This is a genomic window from Arthrobacter sp. UYEF20, assembly GCF_040546335.1.
GTDB lineage: Bacteria > Actinomycetota > Actinomycetes > Actinomycetales > Micrococcaceae > Arthrobacter.
This window is the reverse complement of sequence record NZ_JBEPNP010000011.1, coordinates 94,618-117,030: the sequence shown is the minus strand read 5'-3', so window position 1 is coordinate 117,030 and position 22,413 is coordinate 94,618. Positions and strand designations below refer to the sequence as shown.

The window sequence follows — 22,413 nt, the reverse complement described above, 5'->3', positions numbered from 1 at the left end:
TCAACACCCCAGGAGGAACGTGTCTGTGAAGGTTTTTGGAGAGCGCAAACGTGCTGCGGTTGCCGTTATTGCGGCAGGCGCCATCATGGCCCTGGCCGCATGCACGCCCGCCGCCCCCGGGACCGCTTCCTCGGCTTCCTCGGCGTCGTCGACGGCGCCCGCGGCGACGTCGACCGCCCCGCCCACCACCACCGCGCCCCCCAGCCCCTCCGCGGAGCCCGGCACCTCGGCGACGGTAGGGGCCGTGGTTTCCGGTTTCCCGCAGCAACTGCTGCCCCTGATGCCCGGGGCAAAGGTGGTCTCGAGCAGTTTCGACAGGACCACGGTGCCGGCCACGGTGGCACTGGTCGGCAGCATCAGCTCGCCGCCCGCCGCGGTCCTGGCGTTCTATACGACGCAGCTGGAGGCCCAAGGCTTCACGGCCATTCCGGGCGAGGCCGTGGGCTCGGTCCCGTCCAAGGACTTCCTGCGCGGTGACAACGAAACAGTCAACACCTCTGTGGTCGAGACCGCGGGCGTCTCGACCTTCACCATCGGCGCGAACGTCGCCGCTGAGTCCGTCAAGTGACGCTCGCGGAACAGCTGCGCCTCGAGCAGACTGCCTACGTAGCCGCCGTCGCCGGCAAGCTCACCGATTTCCTGACCACCCGCCAGGCGGTGATGTCCTCAATCTCCCAGGACATCGATCCGCTGATGGGCTCCATCTCCAACCTCGTCACGGGCGGCAAGAGACTGCGGGCGCTCATGTGTTACTGGGGATGGCGCGGTGCAGGCGGTGAGGCCGGGGCCGGCGAAGTGGTCACGGCCGGGTCCGCCCTGGAACTGTTCCAGGCCGCCGCGCTGATCCACGACGACATCATTGACCGCTCGGACACCCGCCGCGGCGGACCCAGCGTGCACCGCCGTTTCAGTGATCTGCATGAGGAGCAGGGCTGGGCGCTGGACCGCGAACGGTTCGGGCACGCTGCGGCCATCCTGACCGGCGACCTGTGCCTGTCCTTCAGCGAGGAGTCCTTCACCGAAATCGGGGACCGGGCCGCTTCCGGGAGCCAGGCCCGGCTCATCTTCAACCTGATGCGCGCCGAGGTCATGGCGGGCCAGTACCTCGACATTCTCGAGGAGGTTGCCGGACCGCGGCGGGACCGCGCCGGCGCCGTCGGCCGTGCCCAGTCCATCATCCGGTTCAAGTCGGCGAAATACTCCACAGAGCACCCGCTGGCCCTCGGCGGTGCCCTCGCGGGTGCGCCCGATGAGCTGCTCCGCGGCTACTCGGCCTTCGCCCTCCCGCTTGGCGAGGCCTTCCAGCTCCGGGACGACGTGCTGGGGGTCTTCGGCGATCCGGTCAGTACCGGCAAGCCCGCAGGAGACGATCTGCGCGAAGGCAAACGCACCGTCCTGGTGGCTTTCGCCCTGGACCAGGCCACCCCTGCCGATTCAGCGTTCATCGATGCCAAGCTGGGCAACCCCGAGCTGAGCGAGGCGGACGTGGACGCGATCCGAGGCATCATCGTGGACTGCGGTGCGCTCCAGGCCACCGAAGTGCTGATTGAGGAGTTCGGTCACGCGGCTTTCGCGGCCCTGGACCTGCTGCCGCTTGAGGAGCTGCCCAAGACGGCGCTCCGGGAGCTCGCCGAAGCCACCGTCAGCCGAACAGCCTGATCAGCCGAACAGCCTGAGAGGCCGAACGGCCTGAGGGGCCTGCCGCCGGTCAGGCCGGCCGCCCCGGGAGTCCGTGGGCGGACTCGACGGGAGTGGCGCGTGCTACCAGGCCAGGGACTGTGCCCGGCGGCGGATCTCCGTCTTACGTCCTTCGCGGAGGGCGTCGATCGGCCGTCCGCGCAGGGATTCGTCGGGCGTAAAGAGCCAGGTGATGAGTTCCTCGTCCGAGTAGCCGGCGTCTGCGAGGACCACTATGGTGCCCTTCAGGCTCTCCACGGCGTGGCCGTCCTGGATGAAAGCCGCCGGCACCGAACGGATACGCCGGTCACCGACCCTCAGTGCCGCCAGTGCGCGTTCATCGAGAAGCGCATGGACCTTCGTAATGGAAACATTCAGAAGCTGGGCAACATCGGGCAGGGGCAGCCATTCGCCCACGAGGCTTTCTACAGTACTCACGGATCAAGATTGCCATGGCGGACGCTTCTGCGCCTAGTCGAGGCTGAGCGATGACTGCGGGCACCTGTTTGGCCGCCGCTGATACCGGTGCCGGACCCTGGCGGCAGGCCCTTGCCACGCTCACGTGGATCGACATACTTTGTTCAGCGCATCCGTTTCGGCATTTCCATCGACACTCCGCAAGTGTTTGTTTGCAGAATGTCCGGGGCTTCTTGTGCTAACTCCCAATTCATGAGAGATTCACATAGATCACATTTGTAACAGCAATAACTTTGGTCACACTGGTAACACCAGTAACACCCCGGCCTGACCCGCAGCGTTCGCCGCTGAGAAGAGGATTTTTCCCATGACGACGTCACGTTCGCCGAAGCACCAGGCGAGGCCCAGCCTGCCGATGATTGCGGCCACGACCGCCGCCCTTCCTGCCGTCGTCCTTTCCTCGTTGGCGATCGCCCAGCCGGCGTCGGCTGAAGTCCGCAGCCGCGCGATCCCGTCGACGCTGGCAGCTGCCATGCGCGCACAGGCACAGTCGGCAACCCTGACGGCATCCGCCATGATTCCGTCCAGCTCCGTCTCGGCGGCCATCCCCAGCTCGTTCCGCCCGGCCCAGATGACGGCACCCGCGGAGTACACGATCGCGCGCGGGGACACTGTCAGCGGGATCGCCGGCAAATTCGGCCTGGACACCGACGCCGTCCTGGCGCTGAACGATCTGCAGGCCAATACGATCATTTACCCCGGGCAGAAGATCAAGCTTGGCGGCAACACACCTGCCCCCACACCTGCTCCGGCGGCTCAGCCGAGCACTCCGGCCGCCACCGGAGGGTCCTCCACCGGCGGGTCCTACACCGTGAAGCCGGGAGATACCCTGAGCGCCATCGCGGCCCGCCACGGCGTCAAGCTCTCCGAGGTCTTCGGCTGGAACGGGCTCAACATGGGCTCCATCATCTACCCCGGCCAGAAGATCAAGATCGGCCCCGGCACATCGGCGCCGTCCGCTGCCGATCCGGCAGCGCCGGCACCGTCCGCGCCGGCAGCGCCGGCTCCGGCGTCCACTGGCGGCGGCTCCTACACCGTCAAGCCGGGAGACACCCTGGGCGCCATCGCGGCCCGCCACGGCGTCAAGCTCTCCGAGGTCTTCGGCTGGAACGGGCTCAACATGGGCTCCATCATCTACCCCGGCCAGAAGATCAAGATCGGCTCCGGCACATCGGCGCCGTCCGCTCCCGCACCGTCGGCGCCGGCTCCGGTGGCACCGGCCTCGACTCCCACGGCCCCGGCCTCCGGTTCGTACACCATCAAGGCCGGTGACACCCTTTCCGGCATCGCGGCCAGGAACGGCGTCAAGCTGTCCGACATGCTCTCCGCCAACCGGCTGACGCTGAGCTCCGTGATCTACCCCGGCCAGAAGCTGGTGCTTCCGGGCGGATCGATCGCACCGGCGTCGAGCCAGCCTCCGGCCCCGGTGACGCCACTGGTGCCGAGCACCTTCCTCGGATTCACTTACCCGGCCGCCGTGGTGAGCTCCGCCAACGAGAACAAGGCAGTCCTGAACGCTTCGCCGGTCCCGAGCCGGGAGCAGATGAAGTCGATTGTGGCCGACACCGCCCGCCGGATGGGCGTCGACGTCTCGCTGGCGTTGGCCTTCGCGCTGCAGGAATCCGGCTTCAACCACCGCTCGGTGTCCCCCGCCAACGCGATCGGCACCATGCAGGTGATCCCGTCCTCGGGCGAGTGGGCCTCGGATCTCGTGGGCCGCAAGCTCAACCTGCTGGACCCCTATGACAACGCCACCGCCGGCGTCGCCATCATCCGCCAGCTCATCCGCACCAGCAGCGACGTGGACAACGCCATTGCGGGTTATTACCAGGGCCAGTACGCGGTGAGCAAGTACGGGATGTACGAGGACACCAAGCAGTACGTTGCCTCCATCAAGGCCAACCAGCAGATCTTCGGCTAGTTCCCAGGACAGAATCCCGACAGAACCGGTGGGGCGATGCTCCGCCAGGCCCTCGAAGGATAACGATACGGGTCCGGATCGCATGTTGATCCGGACCCGTTTCCGTGCAGCGACTAGGATCGTAAGGTGCAGGAATACACGTCGGACCCTCTCGTTGGCACTTTGGTGGATGGCCGGTACCTGATTCAGTCCAGACTGGCCAGCGGCGGAATGTCCACGGTCTACCTGGCCACGGACCGCCGCCTCGAGCGCGGCGTCGCGCTGAAGGTGCTGCACCCCCATCTGGCCGGCGACCCCCAGTTCCTGGACCGCCTCGGCCGCGAAGCCAAGGCTGCGGCCAGGCTGTCCCATCCGCACGTCGTCGGCGTCCTTGACCAGGGCGAGGACGGCCGGGTCGCCTACCTCGTGATGGAGTACATCAAGGGCCATACCCTCCGGGACGTCATCACGGACAAGGGTGCGCTCGCACCGCGCCTCGCCCTGGCACTGATCGCCCCCGTCGTGGAAGGTCTGGGGGCCGCCCACGAGGCCGGCCTCATCCACCGGGACATCAAGCCCGAAAACGTGCTTATTGCCGACGACGGCCGGATCAAGGTCGGCGACTTCGGCCTGGCCCGGGCCGTGTCCACCTCGACCAGCACCGGCTCGCTGATCGGAACGGTGGCCTACCTCTCCCCCGAACTGGTGCTCGGCAAGCAGGCTGACGCCCGCAGCGATATCTACTCCGTCGGCATCATGCTGTACGAGATGATCACCGGCCGGCAGCCGTTCGACGGCGAGGTTCCCATCCAGGTGGCGTACCAGCACGTCAACTCGACCGTGGGCGCACCCTCGGAGCTGGTGCCGGGCCTGGCCGAAGAAATCGATGAACTGGTGCAGTGGTGCACCGCCAACGATCCCGATAAACGGCCCGTGGACGGGAACGCACTGTTGTCTGAGCTGCGCCACATCAGGACCAACCTGAGCGACGCCGAACTCGATATCCAGCCCCCGGCGGGCCGCAGCGCCCTGCCCGCGGTTGCGGCCGCAGCGGCGACGCCGGCCGGCGTCGCCGCCTCCGCGGACCCCTGGCAAGATCGCCCGGAAGGTCCCTCGGAAGTCCCCCCGGAGGACCACACTGACCAGTCCCGGACCGAGGTGATCGGCGGGATCCAACGGCCTACCGAAGTCATCTCCCGGGGCAGCAATCCCACCACCGTGATGTCCGCGCCGCCCCGGCGCCCGGCCTACGGCCCGCTGTCCGCCCCGGAGGAGGTGGTCCCGGACCAGGAAACGTACAGCGATGACGGTCTGGAATCCGTGCCGGCCCCCGCCAGCAAGCGTGCCCAACGAAAGCAGGACCGCGATGAGGAGCGGGCACGCCGGCGGGCCGCGGCCACGCCCGTCCGGAGCCTGCGCGGGGGCAATGCACGACGCCGGGGGCTGCTGTGGATTCTGCTGCTGGTGGTTGCCGCGTTGCTGGCCGCCGGCGCTGGCTGGTTCTTCGGCATGGGTCCCGGCTCCCCCGGGACGATTCCGGAACTGGCGAACAGGACCGTGGCGGAAGCGCAGCAGCTGCTGCGGACGGCCGGCTTCCAGTCCACCACCAAGGACGTCTACGACGACAACGTCCCGCCAGGGCTCGTGGTCGGCTCGGAACCCGAAGCCGGACAGGTCATCCGGAAGTTCCAGACGGTGTCCCTTGCCGTCTCGAAGGGGCCTGAGCTGTTCCCCCTGCCGGAGCTGGCCGGAAAGACCCTGGACGAGGCCAAGACGGCCCTCAACGGCACAGGGATGGCGCTGGGGCTGATCACCGAGACCTTCGACGAATCGGCAGCCGCCGGCACTGTCCTGGCCCAGGCTCCCCGCAGCGGCAACCCGGTGCGGCACGGCACCCCCGTGGACCTGACGGTGTCCAAGGGCCCCCAGCCCATCCCGGTGCCGGATGTGCGCGGCCAGGAACAGGACGCGGCGGTCAAGGCCCTGGAAGCGGCCGGGCTGAAAGCCGTAATCTCGCCGGAAACAGTCAACGACCGGAAGATCCCGAAGGGCTCCGTCGTGGCGCAGGACCCGGCCTCCGGCAACCTCACCAAGGGCGGCACCGTCAACCTCACGATCTCCAAGGGCCCCAAGCTCGTCGACGTCCCGAGCTTCGTCGGGAAACAGGCCAAGGAAGCGCGCGAGGCCCTCGAGAATCTCGGCTTCGAGGTCCGGGTGAACAACATCCTGGGCGGCTTCTTCGGCACGGTCCGTGACCAGGACCCGGTAAACACCAAGGCCCCGGAGGGTTCCGTCGTGACCCTGACTGTGGTGTAACGGTGGGTTAGCGGTGGGTTAGCAGTCCGCACAGCAGTTAACGAAGCTCCGCCCGGCTGAAACCAGCCGGTCTGAAACCAGCCGGGCGGAGCTTGCTGCTGTTTGAGGACCGGTCCCTAGCGCTTGGACAGGGCGCCTGCCACCAGGAAGGCCATCTCGAGGGACTGCATGTGGTTCAGGCGCGGATCGCAGACGGATTCGTAGCGGTCCAGGAAGGCTTCCTGGTCGATCGGGTCCGCCCCGCCGAGGCACTCGGCCACGTCGTCGCCGGTCATCTCCACGTGCAGTCCGCCCGGGACGGTTCCGAGGGCGTGGTGCACCTCGAAGAAGCCGCGCACCTCGTTGATGACGTCGTCGAAGTTGCGGGTCTTGTAGCCGTTGGGCGAAGTAACCGTGTTGCCGTGCATGGGATCGGTAACCCACAGGACCTGCGCGCCGGAGGCCGTGACCCGCTCCACGATCGGCGGCAGCTTCTCGCGGATGTTGGACGCGCCCATCCGGGTGATGAACGTGAGGCGGCCGGGCTCGCGGTCCGGATCCAGTTTGTCGATCAGGCGCAGTGCGTCGTCGCCGCTCGTGGACGGCCCCAGCTTCACACCGATCGGGTTGCGCACCCGGGAAAGGAAATCGACGTGGGCGTGGTCCAGTTCGCGGGTCCGCTCGCCGATCCAGAGGAAGTGCGCGGAGGTGTCGTAGGGGAAGCCGGTGCGCGAATCGATCCGGGTGAGGGCGCGTTCGTATTCCAGCAGCAGCGCCTCGTGGCTGGCGTAGAACTCCACGCGTTTGAGCGCCTCGAAGTCGGCCCCGCAGGAGGCCATGAACTTGATCGCACGGTCGATATCCCGCGCCAGCGACTCGTAGCGGGCGTGGGCCGGGTTCTCCGTGAAGCCCTTGTTCCACTGGTGCACGAGGCGCAGGTCCGCGAAACCACCCTGGGTGAAGGCACGGATCAGGTTCAGGGTTGAGGCGGAGGTGTGGTAGGCGTTGAGCATCCGGCTGGCATCGTGCGCCCGGGACTTCGGAGTGAAATCGTAGCCGTTGACGATGTCGCCGCGGTACGCCGGCAGCGTGACGCCGTCGCGGGTCTCGTCATTGGACGAGCGCGGCTTGGCGAACTGGCCTGCCATGCGGCCCATCTTGATGACCGGCATGGCCGCGCCGTAGGTGAGGACGACGGCCATCTGGAGGATGGTGCGGACCCGGGCGCTGATCCTGTCCGCCGTCGCGGCCTCGAACGTCTCCGCGCAGTCGCCGCCCTGGAGCAGGAACGCCTTGCCCTGCGCCGCCGCCGCGAGCCGTTCCCGCAGGATGTCCACTTCGCCCGCAAAAACGAGCGGCGGAAGGACGGAGAGTTCCTTGACCGAGGCTTCGAAGACTGCCCCGTCCGACCAGTTTGGCTGCTGGGAGGCCGGCAGCTCCCGCCATCGGTCCAGGCCGGGATAGTTGGCGGCACCGCTCTGGGCGGTGCTGCTCAGGGAAGAACCGGTGAACGGGGAGGCCGAAGGCGCAGATAGCTCAGTCACCTTACTAGGATAGGTGCCTTCGTGGTGATCGACGGAGCCGCCCGTCATTGACAGGGCGGGCACCGTCACACAGTTCCGGGTGTTGCCGGGTCTCCGGCGGCTCCGTCTTCGGGCTTGTCCGTTGCTTTTCCGGCCAGCCGGAGCTTGACGACGGCGGCGTACTCGTCGACGTATTCCTGACCGGAGAGCCGCATCAGTGCGTACATGATCTCGTCGGTCACGGAACGCTGGATCAGCCGGTCATCCTCCATGCCGTAGTAACGGCTGAAGTCGAGCGGCTCCCCGAAGATCATTCCGATGCGCCGGATGTTGGGCAGCCGCTTGCCGATCGGCTGGACTTTGTCCGTACCGATCATGGCCACCGGAATGACCGGGACCCGGGCCTGCAGCGCCAGCCGTGCCACGCCCACCTTGCCGCGGTAGAGCCGGCCGTCGGGGCTGCGCGTGCCTTCGGGATAGATCCCGAGCAGCGATCCGTTCTTCAGCACGTCCATGCCGGCGTTGAGCGACATCGCCGAGGCCGTTCCCCCGGACCTGTCCATCGGCAGCTGGTTCGTCAGCCGGAAGAAGGCGGCGGTCAGCCTGCCCTTGATCCCCTTGCCCGTGAAGTACTCCGACTTCGCCAGGAACACCACGGGACGGGGCACCGTGAGCGGCATGAAGATGGAATCGGAGAAGGAGAGGTGGTTCGAGGCCAGGATGGCGGCGCCCTCGGCGGGAACATTGTCCAGACCCTTGACCCACGGCCGGAACAGCAGCTTCAGCACCGGTCCGAGAACGAACGTCTTCATGAACCAATAGAACACTGGGTGTACCTCTCCGGAAGGCGCCTGGCCTGCCCTCCGTCGGGTCCGGCCAAGGCTTCAATGACACCCTACTCTAGTGAGTTTTGTGCCGAACAGTGACACGATGGGCACATGACCGGAAGCAGCACTCCCCTGGCGCCGGCAGCGTTCAGTTACCCCGGCCACGGCGGCAACGCGGGCATCGGGGTGGCGATCTGCCACGGCTTCACCGGCAGCCCACTCAGCGTCCTTCCCTGGGCCGAGTATCTCGCCGCCCGGGGCTTCGCCGTGTCCGTCCCGCTGCTGCCCGGCCACGGCACCGACTGGCGCGACCTCGCCCGCCACGGCTGGCAGGACTGGTACGCGGCTTTCGAGGCCGCGTACCTGGAACTGGCCGCCGGAACCCGCGGCTGCTTCGTCGCCGGGCTCTCCATGGGCGGGACGATCGCCCTGCGCACCGCCGCCCGGCACAACGTTTCCGGGGTCGCCGTCGTGAACCCGGGCTTGAGCTTCTACGACCGCCGGGTGCGGTACATCGGCCTGCTGAAGTACCTCCAGCGCACCACCGTGCCGGTCCCGGAACAGAACCCGACGGCGTCGCCCACCGAGGACGGCGATTACTCGCTGACCCCGCTGGCGGCGGTCCATCAACTGAGCCGGCTGTTCAAGGCCACGGTCCGGGACCTTCCCGGCGTCCAGGCGCCGGCGCTCGTCTTCAAGTCGGACACCGACGTCGTGGTCCCGCCGTCCTCCCTGGAGCTGCTGCGGAACCGCCTGGGCTCCCGCGAGCTGGACGTGGTGCCGCTGCGGGACAGCGGGCACGTGGCCACGCTCGACGTCGAGGCGCCCCTGATTTTCGAGCGATCCGCCCGTTTTTTCCTGCAGCACGCACCCGCACCGGCCGTGCCGGCAGCCCCGTCGTCGACCACAACAGCCCTGGAGACCCCATGAGCATGAGCCCCGATCACACGCCGTTCAGCAGCCCGTTCACGGGTACGGGCCCCCGGACCGGCGTCGTGGTGTCCCATGGCTTCACGGGCAGCCCTCACGGCGTCCGGGACTGGGCAAGATCGCTCGCGGACGCCGGTTATGCCGTGCGGATGCCGCTGCTGCCCGGCCACGGCACCAGCTGGCAGGAGCTGGCCCGGACACGCTGGCAGGACTGGCACCTGGCCCTGGACGCCGCCTACCTCGAGCTCGCGGACGAATGCGAACACGTTGTCGTGGCCGGCCTGTCCATGGGCGGGGCACTCGCGCTCCGGATCGCCGCCACCCGTCCCGTGGCCGGCGTCGTTGTGGTGAACCCCGGCCTCGTCATCGATGACCGCCGCGCCCCGCTGGCGGGCATCCTCAAACTCGTGCTCAAGAGCACCCCGGCCATCGCCAACGACACCCTCAAGGAAGGCATCGATGAGGGCGCCTATCCCAGGACGCCGGTCGCGGCCGCGCACGAGCTGAACAAGATGTTCAAGGACACGGTGCGCCTGCTGCCGCGGATCACGGCTCCGGTCCGGGTCTACCGCTCCGCCGTGGACCATGTGGTCTCCGATTCGAGCATGCTGGCCCTGCGCCGCGGGCTGACCCACGCCCCGCTGGAGGTGATCCGGCTGGAAAACAGCTACCACGTGGCTACCATGGACAACGACGCGCCTGAGATCTTCCGCGGCTCGGCCGAGTTCATCCGCTCGGTGGTTGCCGCGGGCACTCCGGACGCCGCCAACGCTAGCCAGAAGGACACGGCAGATGACTAGACCGGACCCCAACTCTCCTGACCCCGATTCATCGGATTCCCGCGCCAACCAGGACGACGCCGTCTGGCTGGATCTGGTGGCCAGGCTGGAGGCCGACTCCGGCCCGGCAGACCCGAAGGACAAAGCGACCGGCGGCCCGGCCGAGGGAACTGCTCCGGCCAGGCCGTTCAGCGACTTTGACCCGTTGCGCCTCGCCGGGGCCCCGCCGGTCGAACTTTCCGCCAGGGAACGGCTTGCCCGCACGCCGGAAGCCCCGGACGCGGGTTCCGCGGGTTCCCCGGGTTCCCCGGGTTCCGCGGGCGGGGGTGCTGCCGCGGGTGGTCCGGGTCCTGTTACCGGGCCCCGGGACTACGAGGCCGAGGACGAAGACGACGGAGCGTTTGTGCCGGAGGATCCGCCCAGCCTGGCGGGGGCTGACCCGATGACGGTCCTTGCCTGGCTTGGCGCGGTGGGAGGGCCGATTGCGCTCGTTATGTCCGCCATGTTCTGGCGCTCCGCGCCGCTGACGGCAATCCTGGGCATGGTCACGGCCTTTGCGGCGTCAGTGGTCTTCCTGATCATGAAGCTTCCAGGTGAGAAGGACGAGCACGACGACGGCGCCCGCGTCTAGGCCTGTTCCCTCCCCCTTGCAGTGCCTGCCCTGGCTGTCTGCGGCCTGCCCGGGCTGCGGCCTGCGCGTGCAACCCGCCGGGGCTGCGCCGCTGCGGAGTACTGGCACGCCGGGGCTGCGCCGCTGACCTCAGCGAAAATGACCACCGGACAGGACATGCCCCGCGCCGGGGGCCGCCGATGGACATAGTCCGGATATGCCCGGTCCCCGAGGCGAAGACTGGACATGTCCTCCCGGGGAAGTGGCCCGACGCTCCCGGCGGAGCCACTGCACGTGCCCCCGGATCAGGATATGCCCCCCGCCGCGGCCCGCCGATGGACATAGTCCGGATATGCCCGGTCCCCAGGGCGACGACTGGACATGTCCTCCCGGGGAAGTGGCCCGACGCCCCCGGCGGAGCCACTGAACGTGCCCCCGGATCAGGACATGCCCCGCACCGGGACCGGCGACACCGTGACGTTCCCGGACGGAAGCCGGGCACGTGGACGCGGGCAGTCAGCGGGGCGCTCCTTCCCGGTTGCTTGCCCGCCCGACCGCCTGCCTGCCGTGGCGAACCCCGGATTCCCGCGGGCGGTTTGCGCGTGGCGCCGAAGCAACCGGGGAGGAACGTCACGGCCGCGGTCCGTGGGGCGTTTCCGGTGGCCGGCGCCGGGCTACTTCCCGGGAGGACATGCCCATTCCTCGCGCCCGGGACCGGGCAGAACCGGAATATGCCCATCCGCCGACCCCGGCGCGCGGCATGTCCTCCCGGGCGCGAAGACCGGGCATGACCCCCGACGAACTCACGAAAATGACCCCTAGCCGTGCATCCGGCTGCTGACCCGGGACAGGTCGGCGGCACCGATCAGTCCGGCGTTGGGACCGAGTGCCGCGAGTTCAATCCGCGCCGCCGGCCGGAACCCGCGTCCGGTCAGGTTTCTGGCGAAGGCCTTCCGCGCCGGCGCGACGAGCAGTTCGCCGGCGTCGCAGAGCCCGCCACCGATGACGAACGTTCCCGGATCCAGCGCGGCGGCCAGATTGGCCAGGCCCAGCCCGAGCCACTCGCCGACGTCCTCGATGAGCTCGCGCGAGGTGGGATCCCCGGCCTCGGCCAGCTCGGTGACGATCACCCCGGTGATGTCTTCGACCTGGCCGTCCACGGCCTTGAGCAGCTCCTGGGCCACGGGGGAATTCGCGGCCGCCAGCTCGCGGGCCTCCCGGCCGAGCGCATTGCCGGAGGCATACTGCTCCCAGCAGCCGCGGTTGCCGCATTCGCAGCGGTGGCCGCCCGGCACGATGATCTGGTGACCGAATTCCCCGGCCACGCCGAAGCGGCCCCGCTCCACCCGTCCATCCATAACCATGGTGCCGCCGATGCCGGTGCCCAGCGTGATGCAGACCAGCCGGTTCTCCCCCCGGCCGGCCCCGAAGCGCCACTCGGCCCAGCCGGCCGCGTCGGCGTCGTTGGTCAGCAGCACGGGACGGCGCAGCAGCCGCTGCAGATTGTCCCTTAACGGTTCGTTGCGCCAGGCCAGATGCGGGCTGAACAGCACCGTACCGCCGTCGAGGTCCATCCAGCCGGCGGCGCCGATGCCGACCGACCAGATGCGGTGACCCTGGCCCAGTTCCTCGACGAGTTCCACAATGACCTGTTCCACCGCCCGTGGGTCATTGCCCGGTGTGGAGCGCTTGGCCTGGCTCAGGATCCGCCCTTCGGCGTCCACGACGCCCGCCGCCACCTTGGTGCCCCCGATGTCGACGCCGATCGCCAGGCCCTTGCGCCCCAGCCTCAGGTGGTCCCGCAGGCCCTGTCCCGCCGCCGTGGCACCGCCACCGGCGCCTGCTGCGGCGCCTGCTGCGGCGCCTGCTCCGGCGCGCATCCTGCGCCGCCACGCGGCGGTCCGGCGGTAGGGGGCTGGCTGCGGGCCGGGCGTCGGTGTGTGCATGGTTCCTTATTCTATTCATCGGACCGCCCGGTTCCCCGGAGGCCGGCTGTCGGCGCCAGCCGGGGGTCCGCCGGCGGCCCCCCGGGGTTGGCGCTGGCAGGCCCCCCCGAGTGGCGCCGGCCGCGGCCTAACCATATAGTTACCCGCCAGTAGGTGTCGTGGAACATACTCGACGCGGACCACACACTAGTCTTAGTTGTACCCTGACCCGCCTGCGGGTCTATGGATATCAAAGGAGCTATCGTGCGAGAAGTCAGTGTCCCGCCCCTGGTGAGCGTCCCCCCGGAATCGAACGTCACGGACCTGGTGCTGCGCCAGGCGGCCAAGGCGTCAAACCCCGCCTTGTTCGCGCGCCTCGACGCGACGGGCCAATGGCAGGACGTCCGGGCCACCGATTTCCTGGCCGACGCGTCACTGCTCGCCAAGGGCCTGATGGCGAGCGGAGTTGGCGCCGGCGACCGGGTCGGCATCATGTCCCGCACGCGGTACGAATGGGCCCTTATTGATTTCGCGATCTGGTTCGCCGGCGCCGTCTCCGTTCCCATCTACGAGACGTCCTCCCCCTCCCAGGTCGCCTGGAACCTTGGCGACTCGGGAGCCGTGGCCGCTTTCGGCGAATCGGCCCACCATGAGGACATCATCCGGCAGGCCGCGGCATCGGAAGGCCTGACCGCGCTGGCGCACGTCTGGCAGCTTGAGGGCAACGGCCTGGACGAGGTCCGCGCCGCCGGTGCCGGGATCAGCGACGAGGAGCTGGAGGCGCGGCGCAGCAAGGCGGGCCTGAAAGACATCGCTACGGTCATCTACACCTCCGGCACCACCGGCCGCCCCAAGGGCTGCGAGCTGACCCACGGCAACTTCGTGGAACTCTCCGAAAATGTGCTGGCCACCTCACTGGGCAGGGTCGTCCACGAAAATGCCAAGACCATCATGTTCCTGCCGCTGGCGCACGTCTTCGCCCGCTTCATCTCGGTGCTCGCCGTGGCGGCCGGCGTGACCGTCGCGCACACGCCCGACATCAAGAACCTGCTGCCGGACCTGCAGAGCTACCGGCCCACCTTCATCCTCGCGGTACCGCGGGTCTTCGAGAAGGTCTACAACTCGGCCCTGACCAAGGCCGAGGACGGCGGCAAGGGCGCCATCTTCCACCGCGCCGCGGACACCGCCATCGCCTACTCGCGGGCCCGGCAGGCCGGCAAGGTGGGCCTCGGGCTCAGGCTCCAGCACGCCGTGTTCGACAAGCTCGTCTACAGCAAGCTCCGCGCGGCGATGGGCGGACAGGTGGCGCACGCCGTGTCCGGCGGCGGTCCGCTGGGCGAACGGCTCGGGCACTTCTTCCAGGGCGTCGGAATGCAGATCCTGGAGGGCTATGGGCTGACCGAAACGACGGCGCCCGTCACGGTCAATACCCCGGAGTTGATCAAGATCGGGACCGTCGGCGCACCGATTCCCGGCAACGCCGTCAGAATTGCCGACGACGGCGAGATCCTCGCCAAGGGCGTCTGCGTCATGCACGGCTACTACCAGCGCGAGGATCTCTCCGGGGATGCCTTTGAGGACGGCTGGCTGCGCACCGGTGACATCGGTCAGCTCGACGATCAGGGGTTCCTGACCATCACGGGGCGCAAGAAGGAAATCATTGTCACGGCCGGCGGCAAGAACGTGGTGCCTGCCCTGCTGGAGGACCAGATCCGTGCCGACGCGCTCGTCTCGCAGGTGCTCGTGGTCGGTGACAACCGCCCGTTCATCGGCGCACTCGTCACCCTCGATGAGGAGGCCTTGCCGGGCTGGCTGCACCGCCACGGGCTGCCGGCGTCGACCCTCAGCGAGGCGACCGAAAACGCGGTCATCAAAGCGGCAGTGCAGGAGCTCATCAACCACGCCAACCAGTCGGTGTCGCAGGCGGAGGCCATCAAGTCCTTCCGGATTGTGCCCGCCGACTTCACCGAGGCGTCCGGACACCTGACCCCGTCCATGAAGGTCAAGCGCGCCCAGGTCATGAAGGACTTCGAGGACGTGATCGAGGATATGTACAGCGCCCCGCGTCCCACCCACGCGTAGGCCGCATCGGTTCCACAAAGCAACGCGGGGTCATTCCACGCCCATCCGCCACCTTCGGACGGGCCGGATCTGACCCCGCGTTGCCTTATGCGTTGTTGCTATTCGACCACCAGCAACAGGTCCCCGCCCTGAACCTGTTCGACGGCGCCCACGGCAAGCCGTGACACGGTGCCGGCCACCGGCGTCGTAATGGAGGCCTCCATCTTCATGGCCTCGATGGTGGCGACGGTGTCCCCGGCCTTGACCGTGTCTCCGGCCTTGACGGTCAGCGTGACGGCTCCGGCGAACGGTGCGGCCACCTGGCCCGGCTGGGAGGTGTCGGCGCGTTCGGCGGCCTTGACGTTGCTGACCACGGAACGGTCACGGACCACCACCGGCCGGGACTGGCCGTTGAGCGTGCACATCACGGTGCGCATGCCCTTCTCATCCGGTTCGGAGACCGCTTCGAGGGAGGCGATCAGGCTGACGCCCTTCTCCAGCTCGATCTCGTGCTCCGCGCCGCGCTGCAGGCCGAAGAGGTAGTCCCTGGTGTCCAGCACCGAGAGGTTTCCGTAGGTTTCCACGCTCTTCTGGTAGTCCTTGGTGGGACCGGCGAAAAGCAGCCGGTTGAGCGTCTGCTGCCGTGTCTTGGAATCCGAGCCGAGCGCGGCGATGTCATCGGCGCTGAGCTCGACGTCGCGCACCTTGACGGTGCGGCCCTGCAAGGCCTTGGTCCGGAAGGGCTCGGGCCAGCCTCCGGGCGGGTCGCCGAGCTCACCGGAGAGGAAGCCGATCACGGAATCCGGGATGTCGTACTTCTGCGGGTTCTCGTTGAAGTCCGCGGGGTCGGCGTTGAGGCCCACAAGGTGCAGGGCCAGGTCCCCCACCACCTTGGAGGACGGCGTGACCTTCACGAGGCGGCCGAGGATCCGGTCCGCGGCGGTGTACATGTCCTCGATCGCTTCGAACCGTTCGCCGAGGCCCAGCGCCATCGCCTGCTGGCGCAGGTTGGAGAGCTGGCCGCCGGGGATCTCGTGCTGGTAGACGCGGCCGGTGGGGCCCGGCAGCCCGGATTCGAAGGGCGCGTAGACCCGGCGGACGGCCTCCCAGTAGGGTTCCAGGGCGCAGACGTTCGCGAGGCTGAGCCCGGTGTCCCGCGGGGTGTGGGCCAGCGCGGCGACGAGGGCCGAGGCCGAGGGCTGGCTCGTGGTGCCGGCCAGGGCGGCGGAGGCCACATCCACCGCATCCACGCCGGCGTCCACGGCGGCCAGCAGCGTCGCCAGCTGACCGCCTGCGGTGTCGTGGGTGTGCAGGTGGACCGGGAGGTCGAACCGTTCCCGCAGCGCCGTCACGAGGCGCGCGGCGGCAGCCGGGCGAAGCAGCCCGGCCATGTCCTTGATTGCCAGGATGTGCGCACCGGCGTCGACGATCTTCTGGGCCAGCCCAAGGTAGTAGTCCAGGGTGTAGAGCTTTTCCTCCGGATCCAGCATGTCCGCGGTGTAGCAGAGGGCCACCTCCGCGACAGCGGTGCCGGTCTCGCGGACGGCCCGGATGGCCGGCGCCATCTGGTTGACATCGTTGAGCGCGTCGAAGATGCGGAAAATGTCGATGCCGGTCGCCGCCGCCTCATTCACGAACGCCACCGTGACCTCTTCCGGGTACGGCGTGTAGCCCACGGTATTGCGGCCGCGAAGGAGCATCTGCAGGCAGATGTTCGGCAGCGCCTTGCGCAGCGCGGCCAGGCGGTCCCACGGGTCCTCGCCCAGGAAACGCAGCGCGACGTCGTAAGTGGCGCCGCCCCAGGCTTCGACGGACAGCAGCTCGGGGAGCAGCTTGGACACTGCCGGGCCGGCCGCCACCAGGTCGCGGGTGCGCACCCGGGTGGCGAGCAGCGACTGGTGCGCGTCACGGAAGGTGGTGTCCGTGACGGCGACGGCGGTCTGTTCGCGCAGGGCCTTCGCGAAGCCTTCCGGGCCCAGCTCCAGCAGCCGGTGGCGGGAGCCGGCCGGGGACGCCGAGTCGTCCAGGGCGGGGAGCTTGTCGGCAGGGTCGCTGTGGACCGTGAGCTCGCCGTTGGGCTTGTTGACGGTGACCTCGGCGAGCCACGTCAGCAGCTTGGTTCCGCGGTCCGCGGAGACGCGTGCCTTCAGCAGTTCGGGGCGTTCGTCAATGAACGAGGTGGCCACGTTGCCGGCGACGAAGTCCGGATCGTCCAGCACGGCCTGCAGGAAGGAGATGTTCGTGGACACCCCGCGGATGCGGAATTCGGCCAGCGCGCGGCGGGCCCGGGCCACGGCGGCCGGATAGTCGCGGCCGCGGCAGGTCAGCTTGACCAGCAACGAGTCGAAATGCGGGCTGATCTCGGCACCCGAGTACACGGTCCCGCCGTCGAGCCGGACCCCCGCGCCGCCGGCCGAACGGTAGCCGGTGATCTTTCCGACGTCGGGCCGGAAGCCGTTTGCCGGGTCCTCGGTGGTGATGCGGCACTGCAGGGCGGCGCCCTTGAGCTGGACGGTCTCCTGCGAGAGGCCCAGGTCCGCGAGCGTCTCGCCGGCGGCGATGCGCAACTGCGCCTGGACGAGGTCGACGTCGGTGACTTCCTCGGTGACGGTGTGCTCAACCTGGATGCGCGGGTTCATTTCGATGAACACATGCTGGCCAGCGCGCTCCCCGACGGTGTCGACCAGGAACTCCACGGTGCCGGCGTTGACGTAATTCAGTGCCTTGGCGAACTTAACGGCGTCGCGGTAGAGCGCCTGCCGGATGCCCTCGTCGAGGTTCGGTGCGGGCGCGATCTCGATGACCTTCTGGTGCCGGCGCTGGATGGAACAGTCACGCTCGAACAGGTGCATGACATTGCCCTCGGCATCGGCCAGGATCTGGACTTCGATGTGGCGGGGGCGCAGCACCGCCTGCTCGAGGAACATGGTGGGGTCCCCAAACGCGGCGTCCGCCTCGCGCATGGCGGCCTGCAGCGCTTCGGGCAGTCCCTCCCGGGTGTCGACGCGGCGCATGCCGCGGCCACCGCCGCCGGCGACGGCCTTGGCGAAGATGGGGAAGCCGATCTCGTCCGCGGCGGCGATCAGCTCGTCAACGTCTTTGGACGGCTGGCTGGACTTGAGCACCGGGACGCCGGCCTTGCGGGCCGCCTCGAGGGCGGCGACCTTGTTGCCGGCGAGTTCCAGGACCTCAGCCGGCGGTCCGACGAACGTGATGCCGGCTGCTGCGGCGGCCCGGGCCAGCCGCGGGTTCTCGGAGAGGAATCCGTAGCCGGGGTAGATGGCGTCGGCCCCGGATTCCTTGGCTACCCGCACCACCTCGTCGACGTCCAGGTAGGCCCGGACCGGATGGCCCTCTTCGCCGATCAGATAGGCCTCGTCGGCCTTCTGGCGGTGGATCGAATTACGGTCCTCGTTGGGGAACACGGCTACAGTCTTGGCACCCAGCTCGTAGCCGGCGCGGAAGGCACGGATCGCGATTTCGCCGCGGTTGGCCACCAGAATCTTGGAAAACATACTTCTCCTGCATCATCGCGGGGCTATCGGTAAGTGCTCACAGTGTCTAAGACCGGCGTAGGCAAATACAAATCATTGTGGTCACCGTCACAGCATTGTCCGTCACGGATGCCGCCTGCGCGCAAGTCCGCCGGCTGGGTGGGGAGCCGGCTGGCGGGGGAACGGGCGGCCCGGCCGAACCTTCCTGACGATCTGCCGCCCCTCCACCCGATGAAACAGGATTCGACGGACCATCAACATATGATGAGTGGGTGGGTGGCGCATGCACGCCCCGGCTCCAGAACGCAGGAGCCGGCAGGACCCCGTCCCGGCAACCGGCGTTAGGTATTGGTTTTTCAAGTGCAAGTAATCAGCATCAGCAGCCTCAAAGGCGGTGTCGGCAAGACATCGGTGACCACCGGATTGGCGTCCGCGGCCCTGGCCGCCGGCATCCCCACCCTTGTAGTCGACCTTGACCCCCATGCCGATGCGAGCACGGCTCTCGCCGTGCGGCCGGATGACCAGCTGGACATTGGCCGGATGCTCAAGTCACCCCGGCGCGCACGCCTGGCCGAAAACGTCGTTCCCAGCGGCTGGGTGGAACGGGCGCGGGCCAACGGCTCCTCCCCCGCCAGCTCTGCCGGATCCGTCCTGGATGTGGCCGTAGGTTCCGCGTACACCGGCATCTACGACCGTCCGGATCTCGGCCGCCGCGATCTGCGCAGGCTCTCCGCGGTGCTGGCCGGAGCCGAAGGCTACGAACTGGTCCTCGTCGACTGCCCGCCCTCGCTCAACGGCCTCACCAGGATGGCATGGTCCGCGAGTGACAAGGTGACCCTGGTGGCCGAACCCGGCCTCTTCTCCGTTGCCGGCACAGAACGCACGATGCGGGCGATCCAGCTCTTCAAGAACGAATTCGCCCCGAACCTGTCTCCGGCGGGGATTGTTGCCAACCGGGTGCGCAGCGGCTCCGCCGAGCACACCTTCAGGCTTTCCGAAATGCAGTCCATGTTCGGTGAACTTCTCCTGGCCCCGAACATCCCGGAGCAGGCCAACTGGCAGCAGATCCAGGGTGCGGCCCACGCCATCCATCACTGGCCCGGCGACTCGGCCAAGAACGCCGCTGCGCTTTTCGATGCCCTGCTGGCGAACCTGCTGAAGTCCAACGGCAGCGTCCGGAACCGCAGCCAGCGCTAGGATCCGGTACAACCTCTTCCCCACGACAAAGGCCGCCTCCCCTCCGGGAAGCGGCCTTTGTCTAGGTCCTGTTAGTCCGGGGCTTAGCCGGTCTTGCGCGCGGTCCGTCGCTTGCTGAGCTCATCGTCGGGAAAGGACTGGTCTGCGGCGTGTTCGCTGGGAAGGGCTGCGAGGCTGCCTTCCACTTCCCGCCACACCCGGCCCACGGCAATGCCGAAGACACCCTGTCCGCCCTGGACGAGGTCGATCACTTCGTCCGCCGAGGTGCACTCGTAGACGCTGGCGCCGTCGCTCATGAGCGTGATCTGGGCCAGATCCTCGACGCCGCGCTCCCGGAGGTGCTCGACGGCGGTGCGGATCTGCTGCAGCGAGACGCCCGTGTCCAGAAGCCGCTTGACGACCTTGAGGACCAGGATGTCGCGGAAGCCATAGAGCCGCTGGGAACCGGATCCGGCGGCACCGCGCACGGCAGGTTCAACGAGTCCGGTCCGGGCCCAGTAGTCCAGTTGGCGGTAGGTGATGCCGGCGGCCTTGCAGGCGGTGGGCCCCCGGTAGCCTGCGTCCTCGTCCAGGACGGGAAGATCCTCGGTGAACAGCAGGCCTTGGGCACCGCTGGCAGGTACGGCGATACCAGCCGTCGAGGTCTGCTTGAGCTCGCCCGCTTCGCCTTTCGGACTCACGTGGATCCTCCTTGTCATGGCTCCCCGAGGGAAGGTGCAGCAACGGCCGGTCATCTGACCGGCTAAGTAACCCAGCCACGGAGTGAAATTCATCCGTGTAATTCGGCCGGGCTGCACTTTCAGTGTGACTTGCGCGGCTGTTGTATGCAATGGGAACTTGTACCTCCGACGTTAGGCCTGCCGGGGCCCAAGGTCAAAGACGTTCGCGATATTGGGGGGCGTGTCGAAACTCTAATCCTCGACTTTAACCTTAACGTGACCTCAGCCGGCTCAACCGGCGAAGTCTTCAGGCTCGACGTCGTCCAGGAACTCGCGGAATCGCCGCAGCTCGCCTTCTTCATCGACGGCCGGACCGGGGTGCGTGTCCTCGCCCTCGTCGTGTTCGGTGATCCGGACCCCGGCCTCCTCCATGACGGCATCCGCGCACCAGATCCGGCATTTCGCGCGGAGGGCGAGGGCCAGTGCGTCCGAGGCCCGGGAACTGACGGTGGTGCCGTTCTCAAACTGGAGCTGGCCGTAGAAAATGTTGTCTTCCACTGCCACGATGTTGACACTGACAATGGTGTGTCCCAGGGACTCGACGACGTCGACGAGGAGGTCGTGGGTCATCGGGCGCGGCGGGACCACACCCTGCTGGGCCAAGGCGATGGCGCTGGCTTCCGGCGTCCCGATCCAGATCGGCACGTGGCGTTCCCCATGGATCTCTTTGAGCAGGACAAGCGGCTGGTTGGACGGCAGCTCAATCCGCACGCCCACAATCTCCACCTCAATCATCAGATGTCCATCCTTGAGATGCGGTCCTGGACCAGGGCCTGGTGCAGCGAGAGGCAGAGCTCGCTGATTTCCCGCGCTGCCTCGGCGGCACGGGCGTGGGAGGCGGCGTCCTTGCGCGAGGTCAGGGTTGCCACCGCGCGTTCCACGAGCCCGAATTCGCGTTCCGCGGCCGCCTGGAAGGGCCGCAGGTGGCGTGGCTCCAGGCCGTGGCCCTCCAGCTGAACGCAGGCGCGCGCCACCTGGAGGGCGTGTTCGTCGAACTTGCCGTTGACGTGACCGATCAGGCCATAGCTGAGCAGCGACTCGAGCAGCGGCACGCTCGCGCCGGACTCGGCCCGGAGCTGTTCCTCGCTCAGCCGCCGCACCCGGTTCTGCAGTTCGGAGGCGAGCTCCGCGGAAACGATCCGGGGTGACACCGTGACGCCCGGGGGCAGGTTGTCCGGGCGTTCGCCGCGGTCGATCGCGTCGAGGTAGTCCTTGATGACCTTCAGCGGCAGATACTGGTCCCGCTGCAGGGACAGGACAAACCGCAGGCGTTCGACGTCGCCCTCCGCGTACTGCCGGTAGCCGGCAGGCGTCCGTTGCGGGTTGATGAGTCCCTTTTCCTCCAGGAACCTGATTTTCGACGCGGTCATGTTGGGGAAATCGTCGCTCAACTGAGCCAGGACTTCGCCGATGTTCAGGACATGGGGTCCGCGCCGTTCCGCTTGTGCCATTGCCACAGGCAGCTACCCCGGAATCAGACGTTGCCTGCTGCGCGGGCAGGGCTCAGGTAGAAGGTGAGGCGGAACTTCCCGATCTGCACTTCGGTGCCGGACTTCAGCTCCAGGCTGTCGACGCGGTCATGATTCACGTACGTGCCGTTCAGGCTTCCGGTATCCACGACTTCGAAGCTGCGTGCCGTGCGGCGGAATTCGACGTGACGGCGCGAAACCGTGACGTCGTCAAGGAAGATGTCGGCGTCCGGGTGGCGGCCCGCCGTCGTGGTGTCCGAATCCAGCAGGAAGCGCGCGCCCGTGTTGGGCCCGCTGTGGGCGACCAGCAGGGCAGAGCCGGACGGCAGGGCCTCAACTGCAGCCCGCTCCTCGGTGGAAAGCTTCGGCGTGAAGTGGGGCTCGTCGCGGACCGGCGTGAGGTTGATCGATGTGGTCTCCGAAGCTTTCACTCCACGCGTGCCGTGACCGTCACCGGGGTGGTTCCGTTCGTGCCGAAACATTGAGTCCTCCTCATTCGTTGCAGGTGTCCCCCCTGCAAACAACGCATG

18 protein-coding genes are annotated in these 22,413 nt (G+C 68.0%); 9 read left to right on the top strand and 9 right to left on the bottom strand.

Going from position 1 to position 22,413, the window contains the following annotated elements; translation table 11 throughout:
• Window positions 1-25 precede the first annotated feature (25 nt).
• Together ABIB26_RS13815 and ABIB26_RS13810 are read left to right on the top strand one after the other, a co-directional pair.
• Window positions 26-568, top strand: coding sequence for a hypothetical protein (locus tag ABIB26_RS13815; RefSeq protein WP_354243994.1), 543 nt, complete (start codon window positions 26-28; stop codon window positions 566-568).
• A complete protein-coding gene (locus tag ABIB26_RS13810) occupies window positions 565-1,659 on the top strand; it encodes a polyprenyl synthetase family protein (protein WP_354243992.1) in 1,095 nt (364 codons plus the stop codon). The genes ABIB26_RS13815 and ABIB26_RS13810 overlap by 4 nt, the downstream gene beginning before the upstream one ends.
• Before the next feature lie 102 nt (window positions 1,660-1,761).
• On the opposite strand, the gene ABIB26_RS13805 is transcribed toward ABIB26_RS13810, so the two are convergent.
• Window positions 1,762-2,115 carry an Rv2175c family DNA-binding protein gene (locus tag ABIB26_RS13805; RefSeq protein ID WP_354243990.1) on the bottom strand — a complete coding sequence of 118 codons (354 nt, stop codon included), beginning with the start codon at window positions 2,113-2,115 and terminating at the stop codon, window positions 1,762-1,764.
• Between the two features lie 346 nt (window positions 2,116-2,461).
• On the opposite strand from ABIB26_RS13805, the gene ABIB26_RS13800 reads away from it, so the two are divergent.
• Together ABIB26_RS13800 and ABIB26_RS13795 are read left to right on the top strand one after the other, a co-directional pair.
• Entirely contained in the window at window positions 2,462-4,075 is a 1,614-nt protein-coding gene (locus ABIB26_RS13800) for a LysM peptidoglycan-binding domain-containing protein (protein ID WP_354243987.1), read from the top strand.
• A 126-nt stretch (window positions 4,076-4,201) separates the two neighbouring features.
• Window positions 4,202-6,370, top strand: a complete 2,169-nt coding sequence (locus ABIB26_RS13795) for a Stk1 family PASTA domain-containing Ser/Thr kinase (RefSeq protein ID WP_354243984.1) — start codon at window positions 4,202-4,204, stop codon at window positions 6,368-6,370.
• A gap of 116 nt (window positions 6,371-6,486) precedes the next feature.
• Here the strand turns inward: ABIB26_RS13795 and ABIB26_RS13790 are convergent, their stop codons facing one another.
• Complete coding sequence (locus ABIB26_RS13790) at window positions 6,487-7,893, bottom strand: class II 3-deoxy-7-phosphoheptulonate synthase (protein ID WP_354243981.1); 1,407 nt, start codon at window positions 7,891-7,893, stop codon at window positions 6,487-6,489.
• A gap of 65 nt (window positions 7,894-7,958) precedes the next feature.
• Window positions 7,959-8,699: a lysophospholipid acyltransferase family protein gene (locus tag ABIB26_RS13785; RefSeq protein ID WP_354243978.1), complete on the bottom strand. Its 741-nt coding sequence runs from the start codon at window positions 8,697-8,699 to the stop codon at window positions 7,959-7,961.
• Window positions 8,700-8,810: 111 nt separating this feature from the next.
• Between ABIB26_RS13785 and ABIB26_RS13780 the strand changes: the two genes are divergently transcribed.
• From ABIB26_RS13780 to ABIB26_RS13770, 3 genes are read left to right on the top strand one after another with little or no spacing between them, the layout of a single operon-like run.
• On the top strand, window positions 8,811-9,629 hold the full coding sequence (locus ABIB26_RS13780) for an alpha/beta hydrolase (protein ID WP_354243976.1): 819 nt from the start codon (window positions 8,811-8,813) through the stop codon (window positions 9,627-9,629).
• A complete protein-coding gene (locus ABIB26_RS13775; protein WP_354243974.1) occupies window positions 9,626-10,429 on the top strand; it encodes an alpha/beta hydrolase in 804 nt (267 codons plus the stop codon). Before ABIB26_RS13780 ends, ABIB26_RS13775 begins: the two co-directional genes overlap by 4 nt.
• Window positions 10,422-11,039, top strand: coding sequence for a hypothetical protein (locus ABIB26_RS13770; protein WP_354243971.1), 618 nt, complete (start codon window positions 10,422-10,424; stop codon window positions 11,037-11,039). Before ABIB26_RS13775 ends, ABIB26_RS13770 begins: the two co-directional genes overlap by 8 nt.
• A 797-nt stretch (window positions 11,040-11,836) precedes the next feature.
• On the opposite strand, the gene ABIB26_RS13765 is transcribed toward ABIB26_RS13770, so the two are convergent.
• Entirely contained in the window at window positions 11,837-12,964 is a 1,128-nt protein-coding gene (locus ABIB26_RS13765) for an ROK family glucokinase (protein ID WP_354243969.1), read from the bottom strand.
• A gap of 243 nt (window positions 12,965-13,207) precedes the next feature.
• On the opposite strand from ABIB26_RS13765, the gene ABIB26_RS13760 reads away from it, so the two are divergent.
• Window positions 13,208-15,025 carry an AMP-dependent synthetase/ligase gene (locus tag ABIB26_RS13760; protein WP_354243967.1) on the top strand — a complete coding sequence of 606 codons (1,818 nt, stop codon included), beginning with the start codon at window positions 13,208-13,210 and terminating at the stop codon, window positions 15,023-15,025.
• Between the two features lie 98 nt (window positions 15,026-15,123).
• Here ABIB26_RS13760 and ABIB26_RS13755 read toward each other — a convergent pair whose 3' ends face one another.
• Window positions 15,124-18,519, bottom strand: a complete 3,396-nt coding sequence (locus ABIB26_RS13755) for a pyruvate carboxylase (RefSeq protein ID WP_354243964.1) — start codon at window positions 18,517-18,519, stop codon at window positions 15,124-15,126.
• A gap of 339 nt (window positions 18,520-18,858) precedes the next feature.
• Between ABIB26_RS13755 and ABIB26_RS13750 the strand changes: the two genes are divergently transcribed.
• Entirely contained in the window at window positions 18,859-19,695 is an 837-nt protein-coding gene (locus tag ABIB26_RS13750) for a ParA family protein (RefSeq protein WP_354243961.1), read from the top strand.
• Between the two features lie 83 nt (window positions 19,696-19,778).
• On the opposite strand, the gene ABIB26_RS13745 is transcribed toward ABIB26_RS13750, so the two are convergent.
• The 4 genes from ABIB26_RS13745 to ABIB26_RS13730 form a co-directional block, all read right to left on the bottom strand.
• Window positions 19,779-20,375, bottom strand: coding sequence for a MerR family transcriptional regulator (locus ABIB26_RS13745; protein WP_354243958.1), 597 nt, complete (start codon window positions 20,373-20,375; stop codon window positions 19,779-19,781).
• 270 nt (window positions 20,376-20,645) lie between these two features.
• Complete coding sequence (locus ABIB26_RS13740) at window positions 20,646-21,149, bottom strand: bifunctional nuclease family protein (protein WP_024365115.1); 504 nt, start codon at window positions 21,147-21,149, stop codon at window positions 20,646-20,648.
• Window positions 21,149-21,865 carry a transcriptional regulator FtsR gene (ftsR, locus tag ABIB26_RS13735; protein WP_354244138.1) on the bottom strand — a complete coding sequence of 239 codons (717 nt, stop codon included), beginning with the start codon at window positions 21,863-21,865 and terminating at the stop codon, window positions 21,149-21,151. The genes ABIB26_RS13740 and ftsR overlap by 1 nt, the downstream gene beginning before the upstream one ends.
• 23 nt (window positions 21,866-21,888) lie before the next feature.
• The gene (locus tag ABIB26_RS13730) at window positions 21,889-22,365 is read right to left on the bottom strand and encodes an FHA domain-containing protein (RefSeq protein ID WP_354243955.1); all 477 of its coding nucleotides are present in this window, start codon (window positions 22,363-22,365) and stop codon (window positions 21,889-21,891) included.
• Window positions 22,366-22,413: the final 48 nt, after the last annotated feature.